The organism is Acinetobacter sp. R933-2, from assembly GCF_030325485.1.
In the GTDB taxonomy this organism is placed as follows: domain Bacteria; phylum Pseudomonadota; class Gammaproteobacteria; order Pseudomonadales; family Moraxellaceae; genus Acinetobacter; species Acinetobacter sichuanensis.
The window spans coordinates 105,977-126,550 of sequence record NZ_JACAIJ010000011.1 but is presented as its reverse complement, the minus strand read 5'-3'; the positions used below and the strand labels follow the sequence as shown (position 1 = coordinate 126,550).

General features: G+C 36.6%; 15 protein-coding genes and 1 pseudogene. 9 read left to right on the top strand and 7 right to left on the bottom strand.

Going from position 1 to position 20,574, the window contains the following annotated elements; genetic code table 11:
• On the bottom strand, nt 1–1,572 hold the full coding sequence (locus tag HX005_RS13815; protein WP_286377785.1) for a circularly permuted type 2 ATP-grasp protein: 1,572 nt from the start codon (nt 1,570–1,572) through the stop codon (nt 1–3).
• Between the two features lie 275 nt (nt 1,573–1,847).
• Here HX005_RS13815 and HX005_RS13810 point away from each other — a divergent pair, with 275 nt between their 5' ends.
• Nucleotides 1,848–2,843 (top strand): helix-turn-helix transcriptional regulator, encoded by a 996-nt coding sequence (locus HX005_RS13810; protein ID WP_286377784.1) that lies wholly within the window; start codon nt 1,848–1,850, stop codon nt 2,841–2,843.
• Nucleotides 2,844–3,266: 423 nt separating this feature from the next.
• Here HX005_RS13810 and HX005_RS13805 read toward each other — a convergent pair whose 3' ends face one another.
• Nucleotides 3,267–4,184 (bottom strand): ADP-ribosylglycohydrolase family protein, encoded by a 918-nt coding sequence (locus tag HX005_RS13805; protein ID WP_286377783.1) that lies wholly within the window; start codon nt 4,182–4,184, stop codon nt 3,267–3,269.
• Between the two features lie 192 nt (nt 4,185–4,376).
• Between HX005_RS13805 and HX005_RS13800 the strand changes: the two genes are divergently transcribed.
• Entirely contained in the window at nt 4,377–4,913 is a 537-nt protein-coding gene (locus tag HX005_RS13800; protein ID WP_286377782.1) for a hypothetical protein, read from the top strand.
• A gap of 515 nt (nt 4,914–5,428) precedes the next feature.
• Here the strand turns inward: HX005_RS13800 and mnmG are convergent.
• Nucleotides 5,429–7,309: a tRNA uridine-5-carboxymethylaminomethyl(34) synthesis enzyme MnmG gene (gene mnmG, locus HX005_RS13795; RefSeq protein WP_286377781.1), complete on the bottom strand. Its 1,881-nt coding sequence runs from the start codon at nt 7,307–7,309 to the stop codon at nt 5,429–5,431.
• Nucleotides 7,310–7,545: 236 nt separating this feature from the next.
• Between mnmG and HX005_RS19695 the strand changes: the two are divergent.
• The 7 genes and pseudogenes from HX005_RS19695 to purD all read left to right on the top strand — a co-directional run.
• Nucleotides 7,546–7,779: pseudogene (locus HX005_RS19695) on the top strand (hypothetical protein); the annotation flags it as partial.
• Between the two features lie 732 nt (nt 7,780–8,511).
• Complete coding sequence (locus HX005_RS13785; RefSeq protein WP_286377779.1) at nt 8,512–9,405, top strand: bile acid:sodium symporter family protein; 894 nt, start codon at nt 8,512–8,514, stop codon at nt 9,403–9,405.
• 106 nt (nt 9,406–9,511) lie between these two features.
• On the top strand, nt 9,512–10,414 hold the full coding sequence (gene prmA, locus HX005_RS13780) for a 50S ribosomal protein L11 methyltransferase (RefSeq protein WP_107007399.1): 903 nt from the start codon (nt 9,512–9,514) through the stop codon (nt 10,412–10,414).
• A gap of 21 nt (nt 10,415–10,435) precedes the next feature.
• Complete coding sequence (locus HX005_RS13775) at nt 10,436–11,308, top strand: MJ0042-type zinc finger domain-containing protein (RefSeq protein ID WP_286377778.1); 873 nt, start codon at nt 10,436–10,438, stop codon at nt 11,306–11,308.
• 373 nt (nt 11,309–11,681) lie between these two features.
• Nucleotides 11,682–11,951 (top strand): DNA-binding transcriptional regulator Fis, encoded by a 270-nt coding sequence (gene fis, locus HX005_RS13770; RefSeq protein WP_001086304.1) that lies wholly within the window; start codon nt 11,682–11,684, stop codon nt 11,949–11,951.
• A gap of 95 nt (nt 11,952–12,046) precedes the next feature.
• Nucleotides 12,047–13,621, top strand: coding sequence for a bifunctional phosphoribosylaminoimidazolecarboxamide formyltransferase/IMP cyclohydrolase (gene purH, locus HX005_RS13765; RefSeq protein ID WP_286377777.1), 1,575 nt, complete (start codon nt 12,047–12,049; stop codon nt 13,619–13,621).
• Between the two features lie 160 nt (nt 13,622–13,781).
• A complete protein-coding gene (gene purD, locus HX005_RS13760; protein ID WP_286377776.1) occupies nt 13,782–15,065 on the top strand; it encodes a phosphoribosylamine--glycine ligase in 1,284 nt (427 codons plus the stop codon).
• Nucleotides 15,066–15,110: 45 nt separating this feature from the next.
• Here the strand turns inward: purD and HX005_RS13755 are convergent, their stop codons facing one another.
• The 4 genes from HX005_RS13755 to HX005_RS13740 all read right to left on the bottom strand — a co-directional run bounded on the left by HX005_RS13755 (nt 15,111) and on the right by HX005_RS13740 (nt 20,570).
• Nucleotides 15,111–16,034, bottom strand: a complete 924-nt coding sequence (locus HX005_RS13755) for a hypothetical protein (RefSeq protein WP_286377775.1) — start codon at nt 16,032–16,034, stop codon at nt 15,111–15,113.
• A gap of 26 nt (nt 16,035–16,060) precedes the next feature.
• Entirely contained in the window at nt 16,061–17,173 is a 1,113-nt protein-coding gene (locus HX005_RS13750) for a toxic anion resistance protein (protein ID WP_286377774.1), read from the bottom strand.
• Nucleotides 17,174–17,182: 9 nt separating this feature from the next.
• Entirely contained in the window at nt 17,183–17,965 is a 783-nt protein-coding gene (locus HX005_RS13745; RefSeq protein WP_286377773.1) for a tellurium resistance protein, read from the bottom strand.
• Between the two features lie 178 nt (nt 17,966–18,143).
• Nucleotides 18,144–20,570 (bottom strand): CSLREA domain-containing protein, encoded by a 2,427-nt coding sequence (locus tag HX005_RS13740; protein ID WP_286377772.1) that lies wholly within the window; start codon nt 20,568–20,570, stop codon nt 18,144–18,146.
• Nucleotides 20,571–20,574 lie beyond the last annotated feature (4 nt).

The following is a 20,574-nucleotide window of genomic DNA, read 5'->3' as shown; positions in this document are numbered from 1 at the left end:
CTAAATGGAATATTCATCAATCACCCAAGTGTCTTTAATTCCTCCACCTTGAGAAGAATTGACCACTAAGGAACCTTGTTGCATAGCGACACGAGTTAAGCCTCCTGAAACGATTTCAACTCTTTCTGGCGATGTCAAAATAAAAGGGCGTAAATCAATATGTCGTTCAGCGATTCCTTGTTGAGTTAAAGTCGGTGCAACCGATAAATCTAAAGTAGGTTGAGCGATATATGCAGATGGTGTTGCGATGAGTTTCATTCGAAACAGATCAATTTCTTGTTCTGTTGCTTGAGGTCCAATTAACATACCATAGCCACCCGAACCTTGCGCTTCTTTCACAACAAGTTGATCAAGATGATGCAGTACATAATCTAAAGCTTCAGCTTCACGGCATTGATATGTAGGTACATTTGATAAAATTGGCTTTTCGTTGAGATAATAAGCAATCATCTGATCAACATAAGGATAGACCGACTTATCATCTGCGACCCCTGTGCCAGGTGCATTTGCAATGACGACATTTTGGCTTAAATAAGCAGACATTAAGCCTGCTACACCTAAAGTACTGTCCGCTCTAAAGCTTAAAGGGTCTAAAAAGCTATCATCTAAGCGCCTATAAATTACATCAACTTGTTGCTTACCACGGATCGTTTTCACATAAACCTTGTCGTTCTCTACAAAAAGATCACGTGATGTCACTAAAGGTACACCCATTTCCCTTGCTAAAAAGGCATGTTCATAATAAGCACTGTTATAGCGTCCAGGGGTTAATACAACGATTGTTGCCTGATCAACATAAGCATTTTCAGCTAAAATTTCTTTTAATAATTTTGGATAATGCTCAATCCCTGCAACTTGCTGATTACAGAGTTCTGGCATAAATTTTTGGCTCATTTTTCGGCTTTCAAGCATATAAGATACACCTGATGGGGTACGTAAATTATCTTCTAAAACGAAAAATTCGCCCTGCCGATCACGAACAATATCTATGCCACTGATTTGGCTATATACATTACCATTCAAATGATTGTTCATCATTAATGGTTGATAAGCCTCATGAGCAAGTATTTGTGACTCAGGAATGATTCCTTCTTTTAAAATATTTTTCTCATGATAAATATCGGCTAAAAATAAATTCAATGCTTTGATTCTTTGCGTACAACCCGCAGAAACTTTGTTCCACTGTTGCTTCGCGATCACTCTCGGAATTAAATCAAATGGAATGGTACGCTCAATGCCAGTCTTGTCGCCATATACTGCAAAAGTAATCCCTTGATAGATAAAATGTGCTCTCGCTGTTTCATTGAGCTGTTCAAGTTGGTAAAGACTGTGCTGTGACAACCAATGTTGCATTTTTTCGGCTGTCGCAGCAGATAACACCTGATCATCTGTCATTTCATTGAAAAATACTGAATCCAGTTGTTTTAAAAGATGCGATGTATTTTCTTGCTGTTCAAATTTGTGTTGAACACTAGTTTGCTCTAAATCTTGAGAAAACTCTGTTTTGAGCGTCTGTGTTGGTAATGAAAATTGTTCAGGATCCAAATTTGTACTTATATTTTCTCGTAACATACAAACCCCTTGTTATTTAATCATTGATGTCTTTCATCATGATAAAAGCAAGATCAATGCCAAGCTAAAATGTAAAATGCGCAAATATTATTAATTCACTGATCAAAATATGACTCAATATCAGTTTTACTAAAAGTTGTTTCAAAATTTTTCTTTATAATAATCATAGATTAATATATCTATTTTAGGATATAACTTGCAGAAAGGGTTTTAATTTCCTATTGTGTATGACATTCTCATTCACTTAAACTTTCACGATTTTACTGATATCCCATATGTCGACACAAGAAAAAGAAACTTCCAATAGTCTCTACCGCCAATGGCAAATCCTTTCCCGTTTATCTACAGGAAAATGGATGGGCACACGTGAGTTACAAGAAACCTTGGAACGTGAAGGTATTGACATCAGTTTGAGAACCATCCAACGCGACCTCAATCAGATCGCGCAACGTTTTCCAATTGAAAGTAATAAAACTGTGCCGCAAGGTTGGCGTTGGCGCTCAGATGCACCGATTCAAAGCTTACCGCATATGACGAGTTCACAAGCAGTTACCTTTATGATGGTAGAAGAACATTTAAAACATCTCCTTCCACCTAGTTTAATTGCTGAAATGCATCCATGGTTTGACTTGGCAAAACGTAGCTTATCGACACAAAATAATGTACGTCAATGGGTGAATCGTGTTCGTATTGTCCCTGCAAATCAACCTGTTATTCCACCAATTGTTGAACGTCAAGCACAACAAGCAATTTACGAAGGTTTATTACAAGACAAACAAATAGAATGTGTTTATCGTGCACGTGGACATTTGGGTGAAGAAAAATCTTATATTCTTAATCCTCTCGGCTTGGTACAAAAAGGCGCAATTATTTATTTAATTTGTACTCGACATGACAAATCTGATGTACAAACCTTTGCTCTACATCGTTTTAAATCCGCAAATTTATTAGATCTTCGTGCTTTACATCCTGTTGATTTTGATATTGATACTTATATTGACTCAGGCGCGTTGGGTTTCCGTGTTGACTTTTCTAAAGCAACGGAAAATGTTGAATTAAAACTCATCATGCACGAAGATGATGCACAATATTTCACCGAAAGCCAACTCAGTAAAAATCAAAAAGTAAAAGCGTTAAGCAATCAACTTTATCAAGTAAGTGCGGTTGTACCGTTTACATCTCAGCTTGTTTGGTGGCTACGCAGTTTTGGTAAAAAATTAGTGCGTATTGAACCTGTAGAAGTCTTTAATGCTGTACATGAAATCGAATAAAGATAGAAGTCTTATTTTAAAATGATCATTTAGCAACAAAAAAAGAGCCTTTACGGCTCTGATCATTTTTTATTTTATTTAAGTTTCTCTTTATTTTGCGCTATCTTTTTATCTGTATTTTCATATTTTAATGATCTTTTTCATTTTTTATTTTGCACTGATTTAAAAACTCATATTGCACACATGCCTATATACAACATGAGTTATTGGAGAAAATTATCAGTTCATACAGCACGCTAACTCACCTGCATTGTATCTAATTGACTTCATCGTCATGGTGTTCCACCTCTTGTTTTGAATGTAAGTCCACTATAACAAGCGCAATCTTTTTTGAAAAATAATTAAAACAGCTTTTATTTTCACTAATTTTGTTTAGAAAATAATCCGATAATCTTATTTATTTCCATTTTATGAAATTGCATATCATCGTGCTAACAGTAGTTCAACCATTTCTTTACCCCTCAGTTGCTCAACCCAAGCTTGAGGAATTGCATCAAACCCATAGTATAAACCTGCTATTCCACCTGCAACACAAGCTGTCGTATCTGTATCATGACCTAAAGCAATTGCTGTTTTAACAACATCTTGATAAGTCGGTTGTTGTAGGGCATAGCGTGCAGATTTTAGACAGTCCACCACATAACCACTGCCTGTGCCCTTTTCTAATTTATCAGGACGAATATAAAATTCGAGTTGTGCTAAATCTTCTGGTTTATCCTGAAAATAATTGCGTAATTTAGCAACTGCATCATGCCAAGCATTTTCAATATTTAAGCCATTTAAGATAGATCTTGCCCATAAACAATATAAAGCACAGCACACTTTGGCACGTAGATGTGCATGCGTCACATGTGATTGTGCATAAGCATCTTGAATGAGTTGCGCATCTGTACCTGTATGCCAAATCGCTAAAGGTAAAACTCGCATCAGTGAACCATTGCCATTGGCTTGTTCATCGTTTTTAGCAACGTTTGCCAATGGCACACCATTTAAATACAGTTGAATTGTAGAACGTGTTTGGATGCCGACATCAAAGACTTGAAAATCCACTGCCATATAACCATGTTGATACCAATTACACATACGGTTCATAAAATCTTCGGGATCAAGTTTGTTTTTATATAGCAATGAATCTAATAGGCATAAAGCTTGTGCACCATCATCTGACCATGTTCCAAACGGTATGTTTGGATAAGTTTTTTGAAAGTTTGATGGTGAAATCATATCGATTTGATCGTAACTCGGTAATTGTTCAGGCAAGTTAAATTCGTAAGGTACACCAACAGCATCACCGATGAGTAGTCCGTAAATTGCGCCTTTAATTTGGTTTTGTTTGGTCATTGTTCATCAATAATTTATTTAAATTTTATTTATAGTGTCACAAAGACACTAATAAAGCAATCCTATCTTATTAAAATGCTTTAACAAGAATAAAGTTCAAAAAATTAATACTTAAAAGAAAAATTAGCCATTAAAATATCCGTAAATTTAAGAAAAAATTTACATGTATTTACATCTGGTAATGATTAAACAATGAAAATTAATATTCATGCTCTACCCAATAATTTTACAATTCATCCCGATAAAGCAAAGGAAATATTTGAGTATATTTCAAATGATATGCAAGAAGATCCCTATAGTGATGAAGCAACTTATTATTTTTTATTAAATTTTTATGTGAAAGAACTATTAGTTGAAAAAACCGAATTTGATTTTGTTTTAGACATTTGTAATTTAGGAACCACTTCATATAAGTATATTTTTGATCAATTTCTAAATATTTTTCCTGAAGTTTTAACATCTTTAAATACTGGTACTGACTTTACATTAGATCTCATTGAGCAAGGTTGGGACAATTATTATCACTTTACAGTAAAGGATTATTTGTATTCGATAAAGGCTGTAAATATATTCGGTTCAGATGTTGGTGAAATTGAATTTGTTAAAGTTGATGAAGTTAAGCATATATCTAACATGATAAAAAATACATTTCTCGATTTAATTAAGTGTCATTTTAACGACGATTTCTATCACATATATGAAAAATATCTTGATGTAAATTCAGATTAAATGCCTTGTAATACTCATTTACCATATCAACACCCATTATTCACTATTTCAATCCCATGCTCACAATAAATTTTAAAACACCTTTGTAACCACTTAGACCTCTTTTCGACTGAATACACAAATTATTGTATTAAGATCATCTTTGATAAGTTCTTTATCTCGTCCAATCATAATTTCAGAGTGAATTTCATAATCTATATAGGATTCAGTATCATCAATTAACATTTCAAAAATTGATAAAATTTCAAAATAAATTTGTTCTATCTCCTCATCGTCTCGATCTACTAAAAAAAGTGACTTTTTATTACTTTACCGCTTACTGTAAGATATATTTTTCTGAAATTTTGAGTAATTTCACCTAAACAAGCTTGAGTTAAAAAATATGTTAATTGAAAAATATCCATCTTTTTCCTTTCTTATAGTAAGTTGATCTTATTATCGATATTTTAATATCATCACTCAAAATAATTAATAAAAAACCCGCGCTCAGCGGGTTTTTTTACAACTGTAAAATCTTACGCAGATTTTTTCGCTGCATGATTCTTACGAATTGTAATCATCAACAACTGAACAGCCGCAGGTGTTACACCCGGAATACGTCCTGCTTGCCCTAAAGTTTCAGGACGAACATCTTTCAATTTCAAGGTAATTTCACGAGAAAGACCAGAAACCACATCATAATCAAAATCAGCAGGAATACGCGTATCTTCCAAACGCTTCATTTGTGCAACATCTTCTTGCTGACGGTTGATATAACCTGCATATTTCACAGCGATTTCAATTTGCTCACCCACAAAAGCAGACACTTCAGAACCTGTGATTTCAGCAATTTGTGAGAAATTGATATTCGGACGTTTTAACAAATCAATCGCATTGGTTTCTTTAGACAAGTCATCACCAGTCAAATCAACGAATTTTTTACCCAAAGGATTGTTTGGTGCAGCCCAAAGATGCTGTAAACGTGCTTTTTCAGTTTCTACTGCTTCCATTTTTTCACAGTAGTTTGCCCAACGTGCATCATCCACTAGACCCATTTCACGACCGATTGGTGTTAAACGCTGATCCGCATTGTCTTCACGCAGCATCAAACGGTATTCGGCACGAGAAGTAAACATACGGTACGGTTCTTTTGTACCCAGTGTAATCAAGTCATCCACAAGAACGCCCATATACGCTTCATCACGTTTTGGTGTCCATTGCTCCTGATCCCACGCACGGCGCGCAGCATTTAAACCTGCCAATAAACCTTGTGCGCCTGCTTCTTCATAACCTGTTGTACCATTAATTTGACCAGCGAAGTACAAGTTATTGATGGCTTTGGTTTCCAAAGAGAATTTCAATGCTTGCGGATTGAAATAATCATATTCAATCGCATAACCCGGACGCAAAATGTGCGCATTTTCCATACCACGAATCGAACGAACCAATTCAAACTGCACATCAAACGGTAAAGATGTTGAAATACCATTTGGATATAACTCGTGAGTATCCAAACCTTCAGGCTCAAGGAATACTTGATGCGAGTTTTTATCTGCAAATTTATTAATTTTATCTTCGATAGATGGGCAATAACGAGGACCCACTCCTTCAATCACACCCGTATACATTGGCGAACGATCTAAACCACCACGAATGATGTCATGTGTACGTTCATTGGTATGGGTAATATAACAATTGACTTGCTCAGGATGCATTGAAGCATCGCCCATGAATGACATAGTTGGTGATGGGAAATCGCCTGGTTGTGGCGTCATTACTGAGAAATCAACTGAACGCGCATCAATACGTGGTGGTGTTCCTGTTTTTAAACGTCCAACAGGAAGGTTTAACTCACGTAAACGAGCCGCCAAAGAAATTGATGGCGGATCACCTGCACGACCACCCGAAGCATTATTTAAGCCCACGTGAATCACGCCACCAAGGAATGTACCTGTGGTCAATACAACGGTTTTCGCATCAAAGCGAATACCCATTTGCGTCACAACGCCTTTTACGGTATCGCCTTCAACCAATAAGTCGTCAGCAGCTTGTTGGAAAATATCCAAATTTGCTTGGTTTTCTAAGGTATGACGAATTGCAGCTTTATAACGGATACGGTCAGCTTGCGCACGTGTTGCACGCACTGCTGCACCTTTACGTGAGTTTAAAATACGGAATTGGATACCACCTTTATCGGCAGCCAATGCCATTGCGCCACCCAAGGCATCAATTTCACGTACAAGGTGAGATTTACCAATACCACCAATGGCTGGGTTACAGCTCATCTGCCCTAAAGTCTCAATGTTATGAGTAAGGAGTAAAGTCTGTCGACCCATACGTGCCGCAGCAAGCGCCGCTTCCGTACCTGCGTGACCGCCGCCGATAACAATGACATCGTAAACTTTAGGATAATGCATAGTGATAATTGAGAGAAAATAAAATGACGTAAAATTATAGCAAAAATTTGGTTTCAGTATTAGGCAGTTTTACAAAATTATTTGCATTAGACCGTTAGGAAATATTACACAACTTGACACTTTGTTGCACTATTCACATATAAATGAAATTTAAATTATTCAAAAACTTGATTAGGATAAAAAACACTCAAGCAATATTTGTTTTGAAGATTCACTTTATATAAAGGAAAACGATTATGAAAAATACGATCTCTAAAGTGATTGCAACATCATTACTAAGCTGCCTCGCTTTTTCTTTTGCACATGCAGCAGATGAAAACGCAAGTAAGGCTGAAGTCAACAAACAGATTCAAGTATGTAAAAATAAAAAGCAAGGAGATTGGGTTGTTTATGCCAATAAAGGTGTAACTTATAATGGTAGTTGTGAACCAAATGCAAATGGTAAATTGCAATTTACATTCCCTGCACCAGCAGGTGGCAACAGCGCAGCAGCAATTGAGCCTGCCGCAGCAAGCACTCCTGCTCTAGAACAAGTACCTGCAGCAACTGCTGATCCTGTCGCAGTCAACGAAGCACCGCAAGCCACTGAACAATCAAGCGAGCAACCGACTGAAGCAGCACCTGCAATTCAATAATTCTCTTTCTATTTTACAAGCGATTAACTTTATAAGTTGATCGCTTTTTTATGTAACTGATGTTACGCATTTGATTCAAATTACACGGCTAAAAATAGAAAAATCTAAATTACGCGACGGAATTCTATATCCAAAGTTTAAATTTAGGGATTAGCCACTGCGTCTTGCGCTTCGTCAAAGTATACTTTGACTTGCTCAGGCTCGACCTACTTTTCTTTTGGGAAAAGTAGGCAAAACCATTGTCATCCGCAAAACTCGTTCACTAGCATCAAAAAATTGAATGTTTCGCAGAAACTTTATTTATAAGAAGAAGTCCTACCTCAAACAATTGCGGATGACGTTTCCGCGTATCTACATTCTTCTAGATTTAAAGTATAATTTTTAGATTAAAGATACTACGCAACATCAGTTATGTAAGCTATAAAATTAATACTTTAAATTTAAATGAATTACGATCTCATGGATATTCATTTTTCATATCCACAGCACATTTTTTACACTATATTAAAGAAGCTTTAGTAAAAAGCGCTATATGACAAATAAACCAAAATAACAAAGGGATACATTATGGATTCAGGGATTATCACCATTATGTTACCTCTTGCCCTTGCCATTATTATGATTGGCTTAGGGCTTGAGCTTACTCCAAAAGATTTTGCACGAGTAACTAAACACCCTAAAGCTGTGGTCATCGCTTTATTTTGTCAACTCGTACTCCTTGTTGGTATTGCTTTTATTCTTTGTAAAATTCTCGCTTTACCGCCATTACTTGCTGTGGGTCTGATGCTGCTCGCTGCTTCACCTGGTGGCAGCACAGCAAACTTATTTAGCTATTTATTTAAAGGTGATATTGCTCTAAATATCACGCTGACTGCGATTAACTCAGTGATTGCGGCACTCACATTGCCTTTAATTGTGAATTTTTCGATTCAATATTTTATGAATGATGCTCAGCAAATCAGCATGCAGTTCAGTAAAATAGTACAAGTTTTTGCCATTATCCTCATTCCTGTTGCTATAGGAATGACAATTCGACGTTATGCTCCTCATTTTAGTGAAAAGCTGAATAAGCCTTTACGAATTTTTTCAGTTGTATTTTTAGTTTTGATTATTATAGGAGCCATCGCTAAAGAGCGTGCGCACATTGTGGAATATATCGCGCAAGTGGGAATTGCAACGATTATTTTCTGTATTTGCAGCCTATTCATTGGTTATTTTGTCCCACGTTTTTTAGGAGTTAGTAGTGCTCAAGCACGTGCCTGTGCCTTTGAAATTGGCATTCATAATAGTACTTTAGCCATGACCATCGCATTGACTGTCATGAATAACACGACCGTTGCTATGCCAGCAGCCGTCTATTCTATTTTTATGTATTTTTTCGCAGCTATTTTTGGCATGATCATTTCACGTTTAGCAAGCAATCAATCTGTATCCACACATTCCCCTATCTCAAAGACATGATCCTATTTTTAAATGGACGTTCAGCGTCCATTTTTTAATTTGATACAGCACAAGTGCATGGTTTCCGCTACAATAACGCTTTTAAGAAAAGTATTAGGTCTTTGCCGTGAAGTGGTTACAAATTCATATTACAGTTGAGCAAGCTCAAGTTGATTTTACAGAAACATTATTAAGTTCACTTGGCGCTGTAAGCGTTACCCTTGACGATGCTGAAAACCAAGACCTACTTGAACCACTACCAGGTGAAACACCACTTTGGAATAAAGTGATTGTTACAGGCATTTATGCTCAAGAAGATGATGAAGAAATTGATGTCGCAGCTTTAGAAACTTTTATCCGTACACAACTGCCAACTGAACCGATGCGTAGTGAATTCTTAGAAGATCAAGAATGGGAACGTACATGGATGGATGCATATGAACCTATTCAAATTGCTGAAAAATATTGGATCGTGCCTGAATGGATGGAAGCCCCTGAAGCAGATGCAGTTAATATTAAACTCGATCCAGGTTTAGCGTTTGGTACAGGCAACCATGCTTCTACATTTTTATGCTTACAATGGTTAGGCAAAATAGATGTTAAAGACAAGATCGTCATTGACTATGGTTGTGGTTCAGGCATTTTAGGTGTTGCGGCTCTTTTGCTTGGCGCAAAAAAAGTTTATGCAACTGATATTGACCCACAAGCTGTTTTAGCCACTCAACAAAACGCTGAGTTAAATGGTGTACTGGAAAATCTTTATGTTGGTTTACCTGAAGAGTTCAACTTAGAACTTGCTGACCAAAAAGCAGATGTATTTGTAGCCAATATTCTAGCAGGACCACTGATGATGCTTGCAGAAGAATTCTCAACTTTAATTAAATCTGAGGGCGAGTTCGCACTTGCAGGTGTAATTGAAGAGCAAGTAGCTGATGTTTCTAATGTTTATTCTCAGTTTTTTGATATAGTAGAAGTCGAAAAACGTGATGAAAATTGGTGTCGTATTTCTGGAAAGCGCCATCAGATTTAAACAAATAAAAATGATGAGCTTATGAGTGATAAACAGACCCGCTGCCCAAATTGTTTAACTTTATATAAAGTTTCTGTAACTCAACTTACAGCCGCACAAGGTATGGTCTGTTGTCCTAAATGCACAACACAATTCAATGCACTGCTCCATTTATTTGAATCCTCTACAATTTCTGATGAGCATGAAAACCCCCATCCATCATCTTATCGAAATCACTCATCAAAGCCACATATTCATTTGCCTAAACTGAATACTGAACAAAACACGATTAATGACTTTTTTAGCCGTAAAATTGAAAATTCTAATATTGATCTAAGAACCTATTTAAATACGCTTAATTTTGTTGATGATAGCGCCTCGCAAACTTTCCCTGCTCTACATTTAGCGACGCATCACAACCATAAGCCACATCGGGAAATTCAAAAAACGCGACTTTATTATATGATGTGGACTTTAATTAATATTGCGTTAGTTTCAATTTTGAGTTTTCAAATCCTCTGGTTTAACCCGAATTTACTAGACCGTTATCCTGTATTAAATACGTTATTTACTCAAACTTGCTCATTACTACGTTGTGAAACTATTGATCAACGTTACAAACAAATTTTGGTACAAAACTTAAAAGTAAAAGTACTCGAGAGCAATAAAACACAGTTTTCAGGACAGTTGCTCAATCAATTTTCAAAAAGTTTAGAGCTGCCCTTAATAAAGGTTTCTTTATATAAAGAAGGGCAAGTGACAAAAATCTATACCGTTTCAGCGCATGAATATCTGATTGAGAGCTTAACAGGGATTAAACGTATTCCTCAAAATAGCCCATATACCTTTAAATTTGAGCTACCAATTGACAAAAAATCCTTTGACAACTGGAAATTAGAAATAATTCACCCCTAATATTGAAAAAAACTATAAAAAAATTAAAAAAAATGTAGTTTTCTTGCTCACTTTTTCTTAGACAATGGTATCATACGCGCCACGAAAGCTTTGTACCACAAACTCCTCGCAATTTTTCACAACAAATACAGTCTTGACCATGTGCTTAATCTCTCATTTTGCGCATAAGGGATTATTTTTGTTTTAAAGCGATCTGTAACAAATATTAATGTATTGTTACGCTTATTTTTCGCTCAATTGTGTAAGTTGTGGCAAGCTAATTGTTCTTGTTTTAGAGCCAACCGTTTTAGGATCTAAAACGGAGCTCGATATTTTTTTAGACCACATTTATATTACTTTACCCAAGTAGTATCTGATTTTCGGATTAACTCGCATGAATAGCAAATCTCCTATTTTTACTGCACAATCTGATGTCGCTCTTCGTATTCACGTAGATCGCGCAGTTCGCCACTATTTTGCACAATTGCAAGGTGAGCAACCATCTCAAGTGTATGACATGGTGCTAGCAGAAATGGAGAAACCTCTTTTATCTGTAGTTCTAGAATATACACGCGGAAATCAAACTCGCGCTGCTGAAATTCTTGGACTCAATCGTGGCACTTTACGTAAAAAGTTAAAAGCTCACGGTTTAATGAGTGAATAAATGATAAAATGCTCACGGCTTACGTGGGCATTTTTTTTACCTACATTCTGCCTATTTGTTAAATCTCTAGACTTTAAAAACTGTTGACGAAGATCATGACTATTAAACGCGCTTTAATCTCTGTTTCAGATAAAACTGGAATCGTTGAATTTGCCCAAAATCTTGCTGCTCTAGGGGTAGAAATTTTATCTACTGGCGGTACATATAAGTTGCTCAAAGACAATAATGTTGCCGTAGTTGAAGTTTCAGAGCATACAGGATTCCCAGAGATGATGGACGGTCGTGTAAAAACGTTACACCCGAAAATTCATGGTGGTATCTTGGCTCGCCGTGGCTTAGATGAAGCTGTGATGGCTGAACACAACATTGATGCGATTGATCTTGTTGTTGTTAACCTTTATCCATTCGCTGCAACTGTTGCAAAACCAAACTGTTCACTTGCTGATGCGATTGAAAATATCGACATCGGCGGTCCAACGATGGTTCGTGCTGCTGCGAAAAACCATGCTTCTGTAGGCATTATTGTAAATGCTGCTGACTATGCAACTGTTGTTGCTGAGTTAAAAGCGGATGGCGCATTGTCTTATGCAACTCGTTTTGACTTAGCCGTTAAAGCATTTGAACATACTGCTCAATACGACGGTATGATTGCGTCTTACTTAGGCGCACGTGTTGGTAAGGAAGAAGGCGAAGCAGATAAATTTGCCCGTACTTTCAATACACAATTAAACAAAGCACAAGATTTACGTTACGGTGAAAACCCGCATCAATCTGCTGCTTTCTATGTAGAAGACACCGCAACTGAAGCATCTGTTTCTACTGCTAAACAGTTACAAGGTAAAGAATTATCTTATAACAATATTGCAGATACAGACGCAGCACTTGAGTGTGTTAAATCATTTGCAAAACCTGCTTGTGTCATTGTGAAACACGCAAACCCATGTGGTGTTGCTGTTTCTCTTGATGGTATTGCAGCAGCTTATGACCTTGCTTATGCAACTGATCCTGAGTCTGCATTTGGTGGCATCATTGCATTCAACCGTGAGTTAGATGTTGCAACTGCGCAAGCGATTGTAGACCGTCAATTCGTTGAAGTGATCATTGCACCAAGTATTGCTGATGGCGTACTTGAAGTGACTGGCGCGAAGAAAAACGTGCGTGTACTTGTATGTGGCGAACTTCCTGCAATTGATGCTCGTCAAGCGCAACTTGACTATAAACGTGTGAATGGCGGTTTATTGGTTCAAGACCAAGACTTAGGCATGATCACCAAAGATGACTTAAAAGTTGTGACCAAACGTGCACCAACTGAGCAAGAAATCGATGATATGATCTTCGCTTGGAAAGTTGCGAAATACGTTAAATCGAATGCAATTGTGTATGCTAAAAACCGTCAAACTATTGGTGTAGGCGCAGGTCAAATGAGCCGTGTAAACTCTGCTCGTATTGCTGCGATCAAAGCTGAACATGCAGGTTTAGTGGTTGAAGGTGCGGTAATGGCATCTGATGCATTCTTCCCATTCCGTGATGGTATTGATAATGCTGCTAAAGCAGGCATCAAATGCATCATTCAACCGGGTGGTTCTATGCGTGATGAAGAAACCATTGCTGCTGCTGATGAAGCAGGTATTGCGATGGTCTTCACTGGCATGCGTCATTTCCGTCACTAATTAATTAGAAATCGTATTTATTAATCCCCCTAAATCCCCCTTTGTAAAAAGGGGGACTTTTCACAAATAAAGGGACATTTTTATTGGTGATTCCCCTCTTTTTACAGGGTGAGAAGCATAGCTTCGCAAGGTGGGATTGTTTTCTTTGAGGGATTCGTAGATGAATATTTTAGTTTTAGGTAGTGGTGGTCGTGAACATGCACTTGCATGGAAAATCGCACAAGATGAAAAAGTTGCAAAAGTATTTGTAGCACCGGGGAATGCAGGTTCAGCAACTGAAAACAAATGTGAAAATGTCGCACTTGATATTTTAGACAATGCTGCAATTATCGACTTTGCAAAAAACAATGCGGTTGATTTAGTCATTGTCGGCCCTGAAGCACCACTTGTAAATGGTGTGGTGGATGCAGGTCGTGCAGCAGGTCTTAAAATTTGGGGTCCGACTCAATTTGCTGCACAGCTTGAAGGCTCTAAAGCATTTGCCAAGCATTTCCTTAAACGCCACAACATTCCAACTGCTTTCTATGATGTATTTACAGAAGTAGATGCAGCGAAAGCATTCGTTGAAAAAAATGGTGCGCCAATTGTCATCAAGGCGGATGGTCTTGCTGCAGGTAAAGGCGTGATTGTTGCCATGACCAATCAAGAAGCATTTGATGCGATTGATGACATGCTTGCAGGCAATAAATTTGGTGATGCAGGTTCTCGTGTTGTGATCGAAGAGTTCCTTGCAGGTGAAGAAGCCTCTTTCATTTGTATGATTGATGGTGACAACATCTTGCCGATGGCGACTTCACAAGACCACAAACGTATTTTTGAAGGTGACCAAGGTCCAAACACTGGCGGTATGGGTGCGTATTCTCCTGCGCCTGTTGTCACTGCGGATGTGTTTGAAAAAACCATGCGTGAAGTGATGCGCCCAACTGTTGACGGTATGAAAGCAGATGGTCACACATACACAGGTTTTCTGTATGCAGGCTTAATGATTGATGAACAAGGTCAACCAAAAGTGATCGAGTTCAACTGTCGTTTTGGTGACCCTGAAACTCAACCAATCATGATGCGCTTAAAATCATCACTGGTTGATTTAGTGGAAGCAGGTATTGCAGGAAATTTACCTGCGGAAGCTGATTGGGATGAACGTAAAACGGTAGGTATCGTTTTAGCATCTAAAGGCTACCCTGAAACGTCCAGCAATGGTGATGTAATTTCAGGTTTAGACACTGAAATGACTGACGCTAAAGTGTTTCATGCAGGCACTAAAGCCAATGAAAATGGTGAAATCGTAACTGCGGGTGGTCGTGTACTTTGCGTGACTGCACTTGGTCATACGATTGGTGAAGCGCAGGCAAAAGCTTTGGAACTTTGTGAAAAAGTGACCTTTGATGGTGTGCAATACCGTAAAGATATTGGTTACCGTGCGATTGCTCGTGAAAATGCATAATCTTGTTTAAGTCATAAAAAAACCCGCTTGATGCGGGTTTTTTTATCATTCTAAATGAATTTGTCTTTCGATTTTGATAACACGTTGCTTAAATCTTTGCGTCAAAGCATATAAAACAATACTGAACACTAAAAACAATACAGAAATACCCAATAAAATCTTTTGAATCAGTGCCGACCAAGCTTGTGCTTTTTCAATACGAGGCTGCAACTTTTCAGTACTTGCCGTCACGGACTTGCCATAAACAGCGTGCTGCATTGCCCAAAGTTGCTCAGACTTAAAACCATATTCAAAAAAATTCGGATCTGTACGTTCAGCTTTGACCAACTTAGCAACATAACTTGTTGCTGCATCACGATCTTGTGGCTTATGCAATAAAGCAGTTTGTCCCAACAAATAAGCCTTCACAGACTCTGCCGTTTCCGTTTGTTGTAAAGACTGAAAAATATGGCTTTGTTGAATATTCCGATCATAATGCACAAGCTCTTCATAAGCAGATTGCTCATTGTCATTCCAATCATACTGTAAGTAAGTTAAACCTGACCAAAGCATGACAAATGCTAACAACCATGCGACAAACCTTAAAATAAATGACTGAAATCGCACAAGAAAAAATCGAAATTTTTTTAAAAATGCAACAACAATAAAAGCACCTATAAATGAAATAACGATTTTGAGCAATAACCAACCAAACCATGAAAACAAATTCATCAGATAGTTGGGTTGGTCAATATAAGACTGTAATGTTTGGTCAACGCTTAAAGGAATATGCAGTTGAGAAATATCTTTCGTCAAACCTAAAAAATGAAAAACCAGATCTTGTTGAATAAATACACTGAGTATTGTTGTAATAAAAATCACACAACTCAGCACACTCAACGCCATCACTTTTTTTTGACGCTGTTTTAAAGTCGATAGACCTGTTTTTAAATCAAGCGACTGTATAGGGTAGTCATTTTTAAGTGACAATATCTTCTCCAAAACCAATCAAGAGCTTAAGATGGTTGTGTATTTTCCAAAACCAATTGCTTTAAATTTGTTTGTAAAGCACGAATCCGATGCGAAGCTTCTTCACGCTTTTGCACCCCTTCTTTTTGGATTTGAATCACATCATTCACTGTTTTAATGAGGGTGTTTTGCACATGTTCAAGGGTTTCAATATCAATAACCGAACGTTGATTGGCTTTGGCAGTATCTACTGAATTTTGATGTAACAAATCAGCATTGCGCTTTAATAAATCATTGGTTGCATCATCAATTGTATTTGCTAACTGCACACTATTACGTTGTTCTTGCAAAGAAATTGCCAAGCTAATTTGGTTTTTCCATGCAGGTAAAGTAATATTTTTAATCGCATAGAATTTATCAACCAACATCATATTATTGGATTGAATAATACGAATCATCGGCAAAGTTTGCATTGCAGATTGTTGTAAAACTTGCAAATCACTGACTCTTTTTTCTAAATTATTTGCCAAATGATTTAGATCATAAATACGTTGATGGGTTTGCTGATCTTGTTCCTGTGTACTCAATCCTGCAATTTCTTGCTGTAATTCTTGTTGTTTAAGCTGACCTGCGGCAATATAAATTCCCAATTGTTTATACTCATCTTGCACAGCGCTAAACATTTTATCCAATGTACTCACACGCGCTTTCAAACCATTTTGAGAACTTTCAATTTCTTTGACCAAACTATCAATTTGTTCTTTAGTTGAATTAAAATGCTGATCAAAACTCTGCTTTGCACCTTTAAATTTATTTAAAATTCCACCAAAAAAGCCTGAGCTTTTCGACTGATTTAAAATACTTGATGTATTGAGTTGTTGCGCAACTTGTACCACTTGATTTAATTTTTGCCCAGTTGCGTCCAAATCTTTATTTTTAACTAAGTCTAATAATTCATCTGTATAAGATGACGTTTGTGCCGCAATATTTTTACCATATTCTGCAACTGCATGATGATCAATATTAATCAACTCTTTTTGAGCATTAACAACTTCATGATAATCTTCAGCATTTAAACCAATTTCTTTTAAACCTAACTGTTCATAACGTTGTTGTAAATCTGTTGATGATTCAACAACATGCTTATCAAGTTCATTCATACGACAACCCTATTTCTGCTCTAATGATTTTTTCAATAATGCGATCAATTTTTCACGGCTTTGATCTAATTCACCCACTGAAGCTATCGACTGTTGCTCAGAGTTTTGTTTGAGATGATATTGCCATGCAGGGATCAGCACTTGCTGAGCCTCTTTAAAACGATCCATTAAACTATAAGACAATTGTTGCGTCAGTTGCATTTGCGCTAAAGCGATATCATTACTGGCTTGTAATGTTTCTAATGTATTAATTTTTTTGGATAATCTTTCTTCAAAATTATCTAAAGGATGTCTATTTTTTAAAAATTGCGGATATTCATGCAAAAACTCTTGAGCAGCACGAATATATTTCGCCATTTGCTCACGAAAACCCAAAGCTTGCTGAAACCTTGCTTGAGATTTTTGAATTTCTATTGCCATTTTTTGGTTTAAAAAATTCGCTTCTTGGATTAACACATCAAGATCCTTAAAATATTTGACCTGACCTGCGCTAAACTCTAAATCTAAACCTAACCATTTTTGTAATGCATTGAATTTACGTTGTTTCAATTTTTTCTTTGAATTGGATAATTGCTCAATGATTTGGGCAATGACCTGACTTAGTTTTTGTGTCAGTTGAGTATCGACACCATTAAGTAAAACTGACTGCGCTTGAATCAGCTGATCTGCATACAAATTGAGACGCCCTTGATTATCCAACAAAGGTACCAAGTCATTGCGCTTAATTGAAAGCAACTCAGCAGGATCAATCTGTACATGCTGGAGTGGAGTCAGTTCTATAAATTGTGTCATATCAAAATAATAAAAAAATCATAGGTCAATGTATTGGTTTCATACTTGCTAAATACAAGTCTTATTTAAACTTATAATACAAATTTAGAGCTTTAAATATATAAATATGTAAAAAATTCTTTTTAGTGATTGATGATAAAAAACCAGTGCGAACACTGGTTTTTAGATTTCATTCAAATTATTGAGTTGAACGATTTTTATATCGACGATAGCCTAGCAGTCCAAATAGACCTACAACACTCAACCATCCAAAAGAACCACCACCGCTCTTACGTACGCTACCTGCTGAAGTTGCTGTATTATTTAGTTTTACATTCGCTTCATTTGAAATTTTACCATCAGCATCATAAACAAAATAAGTAAATTTATAGCTAAATGGATCTAATGTATTTTTCAATTGAACTGTAATTTTTCCGCCATAACACGTATATAAACGGTCCTCACCTGGACAAGGACCAGTACGCTCCGCACTAAATAAGAGTGGATCAAGCTTATTATTAATACGAATTGCTAAATCTTCACCTTTGGCATTTGTAAAATAGCTGAGTTTTTTCGATTTTTTAGTTAAAGTGCTGACAAGTCCATCACCATCATCATTCACATAATTAAGTAAATTGAGTACAACCTGACTATTTGAACCCTCTTTGACAGTAAATTCAGCATCTTTGGCAATAGGTGCAATATTTGTAAATGTCCCTAAAATATAAGCAGAAGATGAAACTTTAGTATCTGACTTCAAACGTAGCGTATATTGGCAAAACTCTTTATCACCTGTAGGCGTAATATTGTCATCTAAGCGCCACATTTTGATGAGTTTTAAACTGCTGTCCCATTCACACTTTAAGTCTGAATCAGGAGTAATTTTTTCAGTTTTACCATCAATATTACCAATCCCTTTTGCTATTGCTTCAACAGTATAATTATCTACAGTTAAATGACGAATTTCACGACCATTATTTGCAAGTAATACTTCATGTGGCAAATTAGATGCAAATGGATCAAAGAAAATCGTACGATACTTTTGCTTTGTCTTGATATTTAATAAATTTTCATAAAACTTTTGCTGAATTCCATAATAAGGTAAAAATTCAGGTTTAGTTTCTTTATTTGCGATTAAATCTTTGTACTCAGTGGCATATTTTTGATATTGATCTAATAATGTCACGACAGAAGTGTTCGTTAACTCTGCTTTAAATACAGTTAAACGTAATATTTCCGTTGAACCTATATCACATGAATTGGAACTATCTGAAGTATCAGACTCTTTTGTTGCATCCACACGACCTACACCGCGCTGATCATACCCTGTACATTCAAATGATTTTGTATCAACTAAGCTTTTACTTGCGCCAGCATTAACAACAGGAAAATACAAAGGCATAAAACCTGTATATTGTGATGCAGGCTGCAAGTCACTTAAAACACTAGAAAATGCAGTATTACTTAAATCCACTGTGGTTTTTAATACAGTTTCTTCAACTTTTTTAGGTAATTCACAAACTGAATTTGCACTTGAAGCAGACAAAGCAAAAGCATTATCTCGTAAAGTTAAATTTGGTTTTTCAACTGTAGCTAAATCATTCCCCATGTAATGGCATGATTTCCCTGCACCATTATAAGCAATGACATTGTAGTTCAGTGTTTTACTGGTTGCTGCATTATATAAGAATGTCGCCCATGCGGAGTTTCTTACAATGGTATTACTGACTAAAGACAGACTGGAAAGATCACTTAAGTTCACTTTTCCTTGCGGACTTGTTGAACTAAATTGAATGATACTTCCTGTCGTTGCATTCGCTGTATTGGCAGTAATGGTATTTGCAGAAAATTTCGCTTCAGGTTGCCCACAAAATGCAAAAATACTTTGGCTACTGCTTGAACCATTATTTAAAAAACTGGTATTTGAAATATCAATGACACGTTTAGAATCATTTAACTTATCACTACAAGTCATTGCCAAAACACTACCTGTTACAGCATTATTTTTTTGAAATGTACCTGTGTTAATCGTCAAACTACTATTTACATCATTTAAATAAATTGCACCGCCCGTTTGTGAGCTTGAATTTTCAATTGCAACATTATTTAAATCTGTTGGACCACCTAAATATAATGCTCCACCTGCATTTGTCCGTGCATTTTGACTAGAACCATTGATGAGCTTTAGATTATTCAAACTTAAAGTCGGTGTATTGGTGTTATTTGTATTAAAAATACGACTTAACCCTTGACCATTGATGGTCGTTTTAAGTGCAGTCGCTGCTGGATAATCATTGGTTAATACATCACGCTTGCTATAATCAGTAGGTGCTTTACCATATATCGTAATTGCTGAACTTGGTTGCAATTCAGAGTTCAGTTTATATTCACCAGCTTCCAACTGAATAACATTGGTTACAGAGTTATGCGGTTGCCCTGCATTACAACCACCAAATGCTTTATGTGTCGCAGCAGCAGTGATCGCTTCACGTAACGAACATTTATCTGTATTTTCACCATTTTCATCTGCAAAAGTAGTGACATAAATTGTTCGATCTTCTGCTGCCATTGTTGACATAGCAGCAACTACCATGAGGGCTAAGGTTCCCTTTTTATAATTTTTCATTACT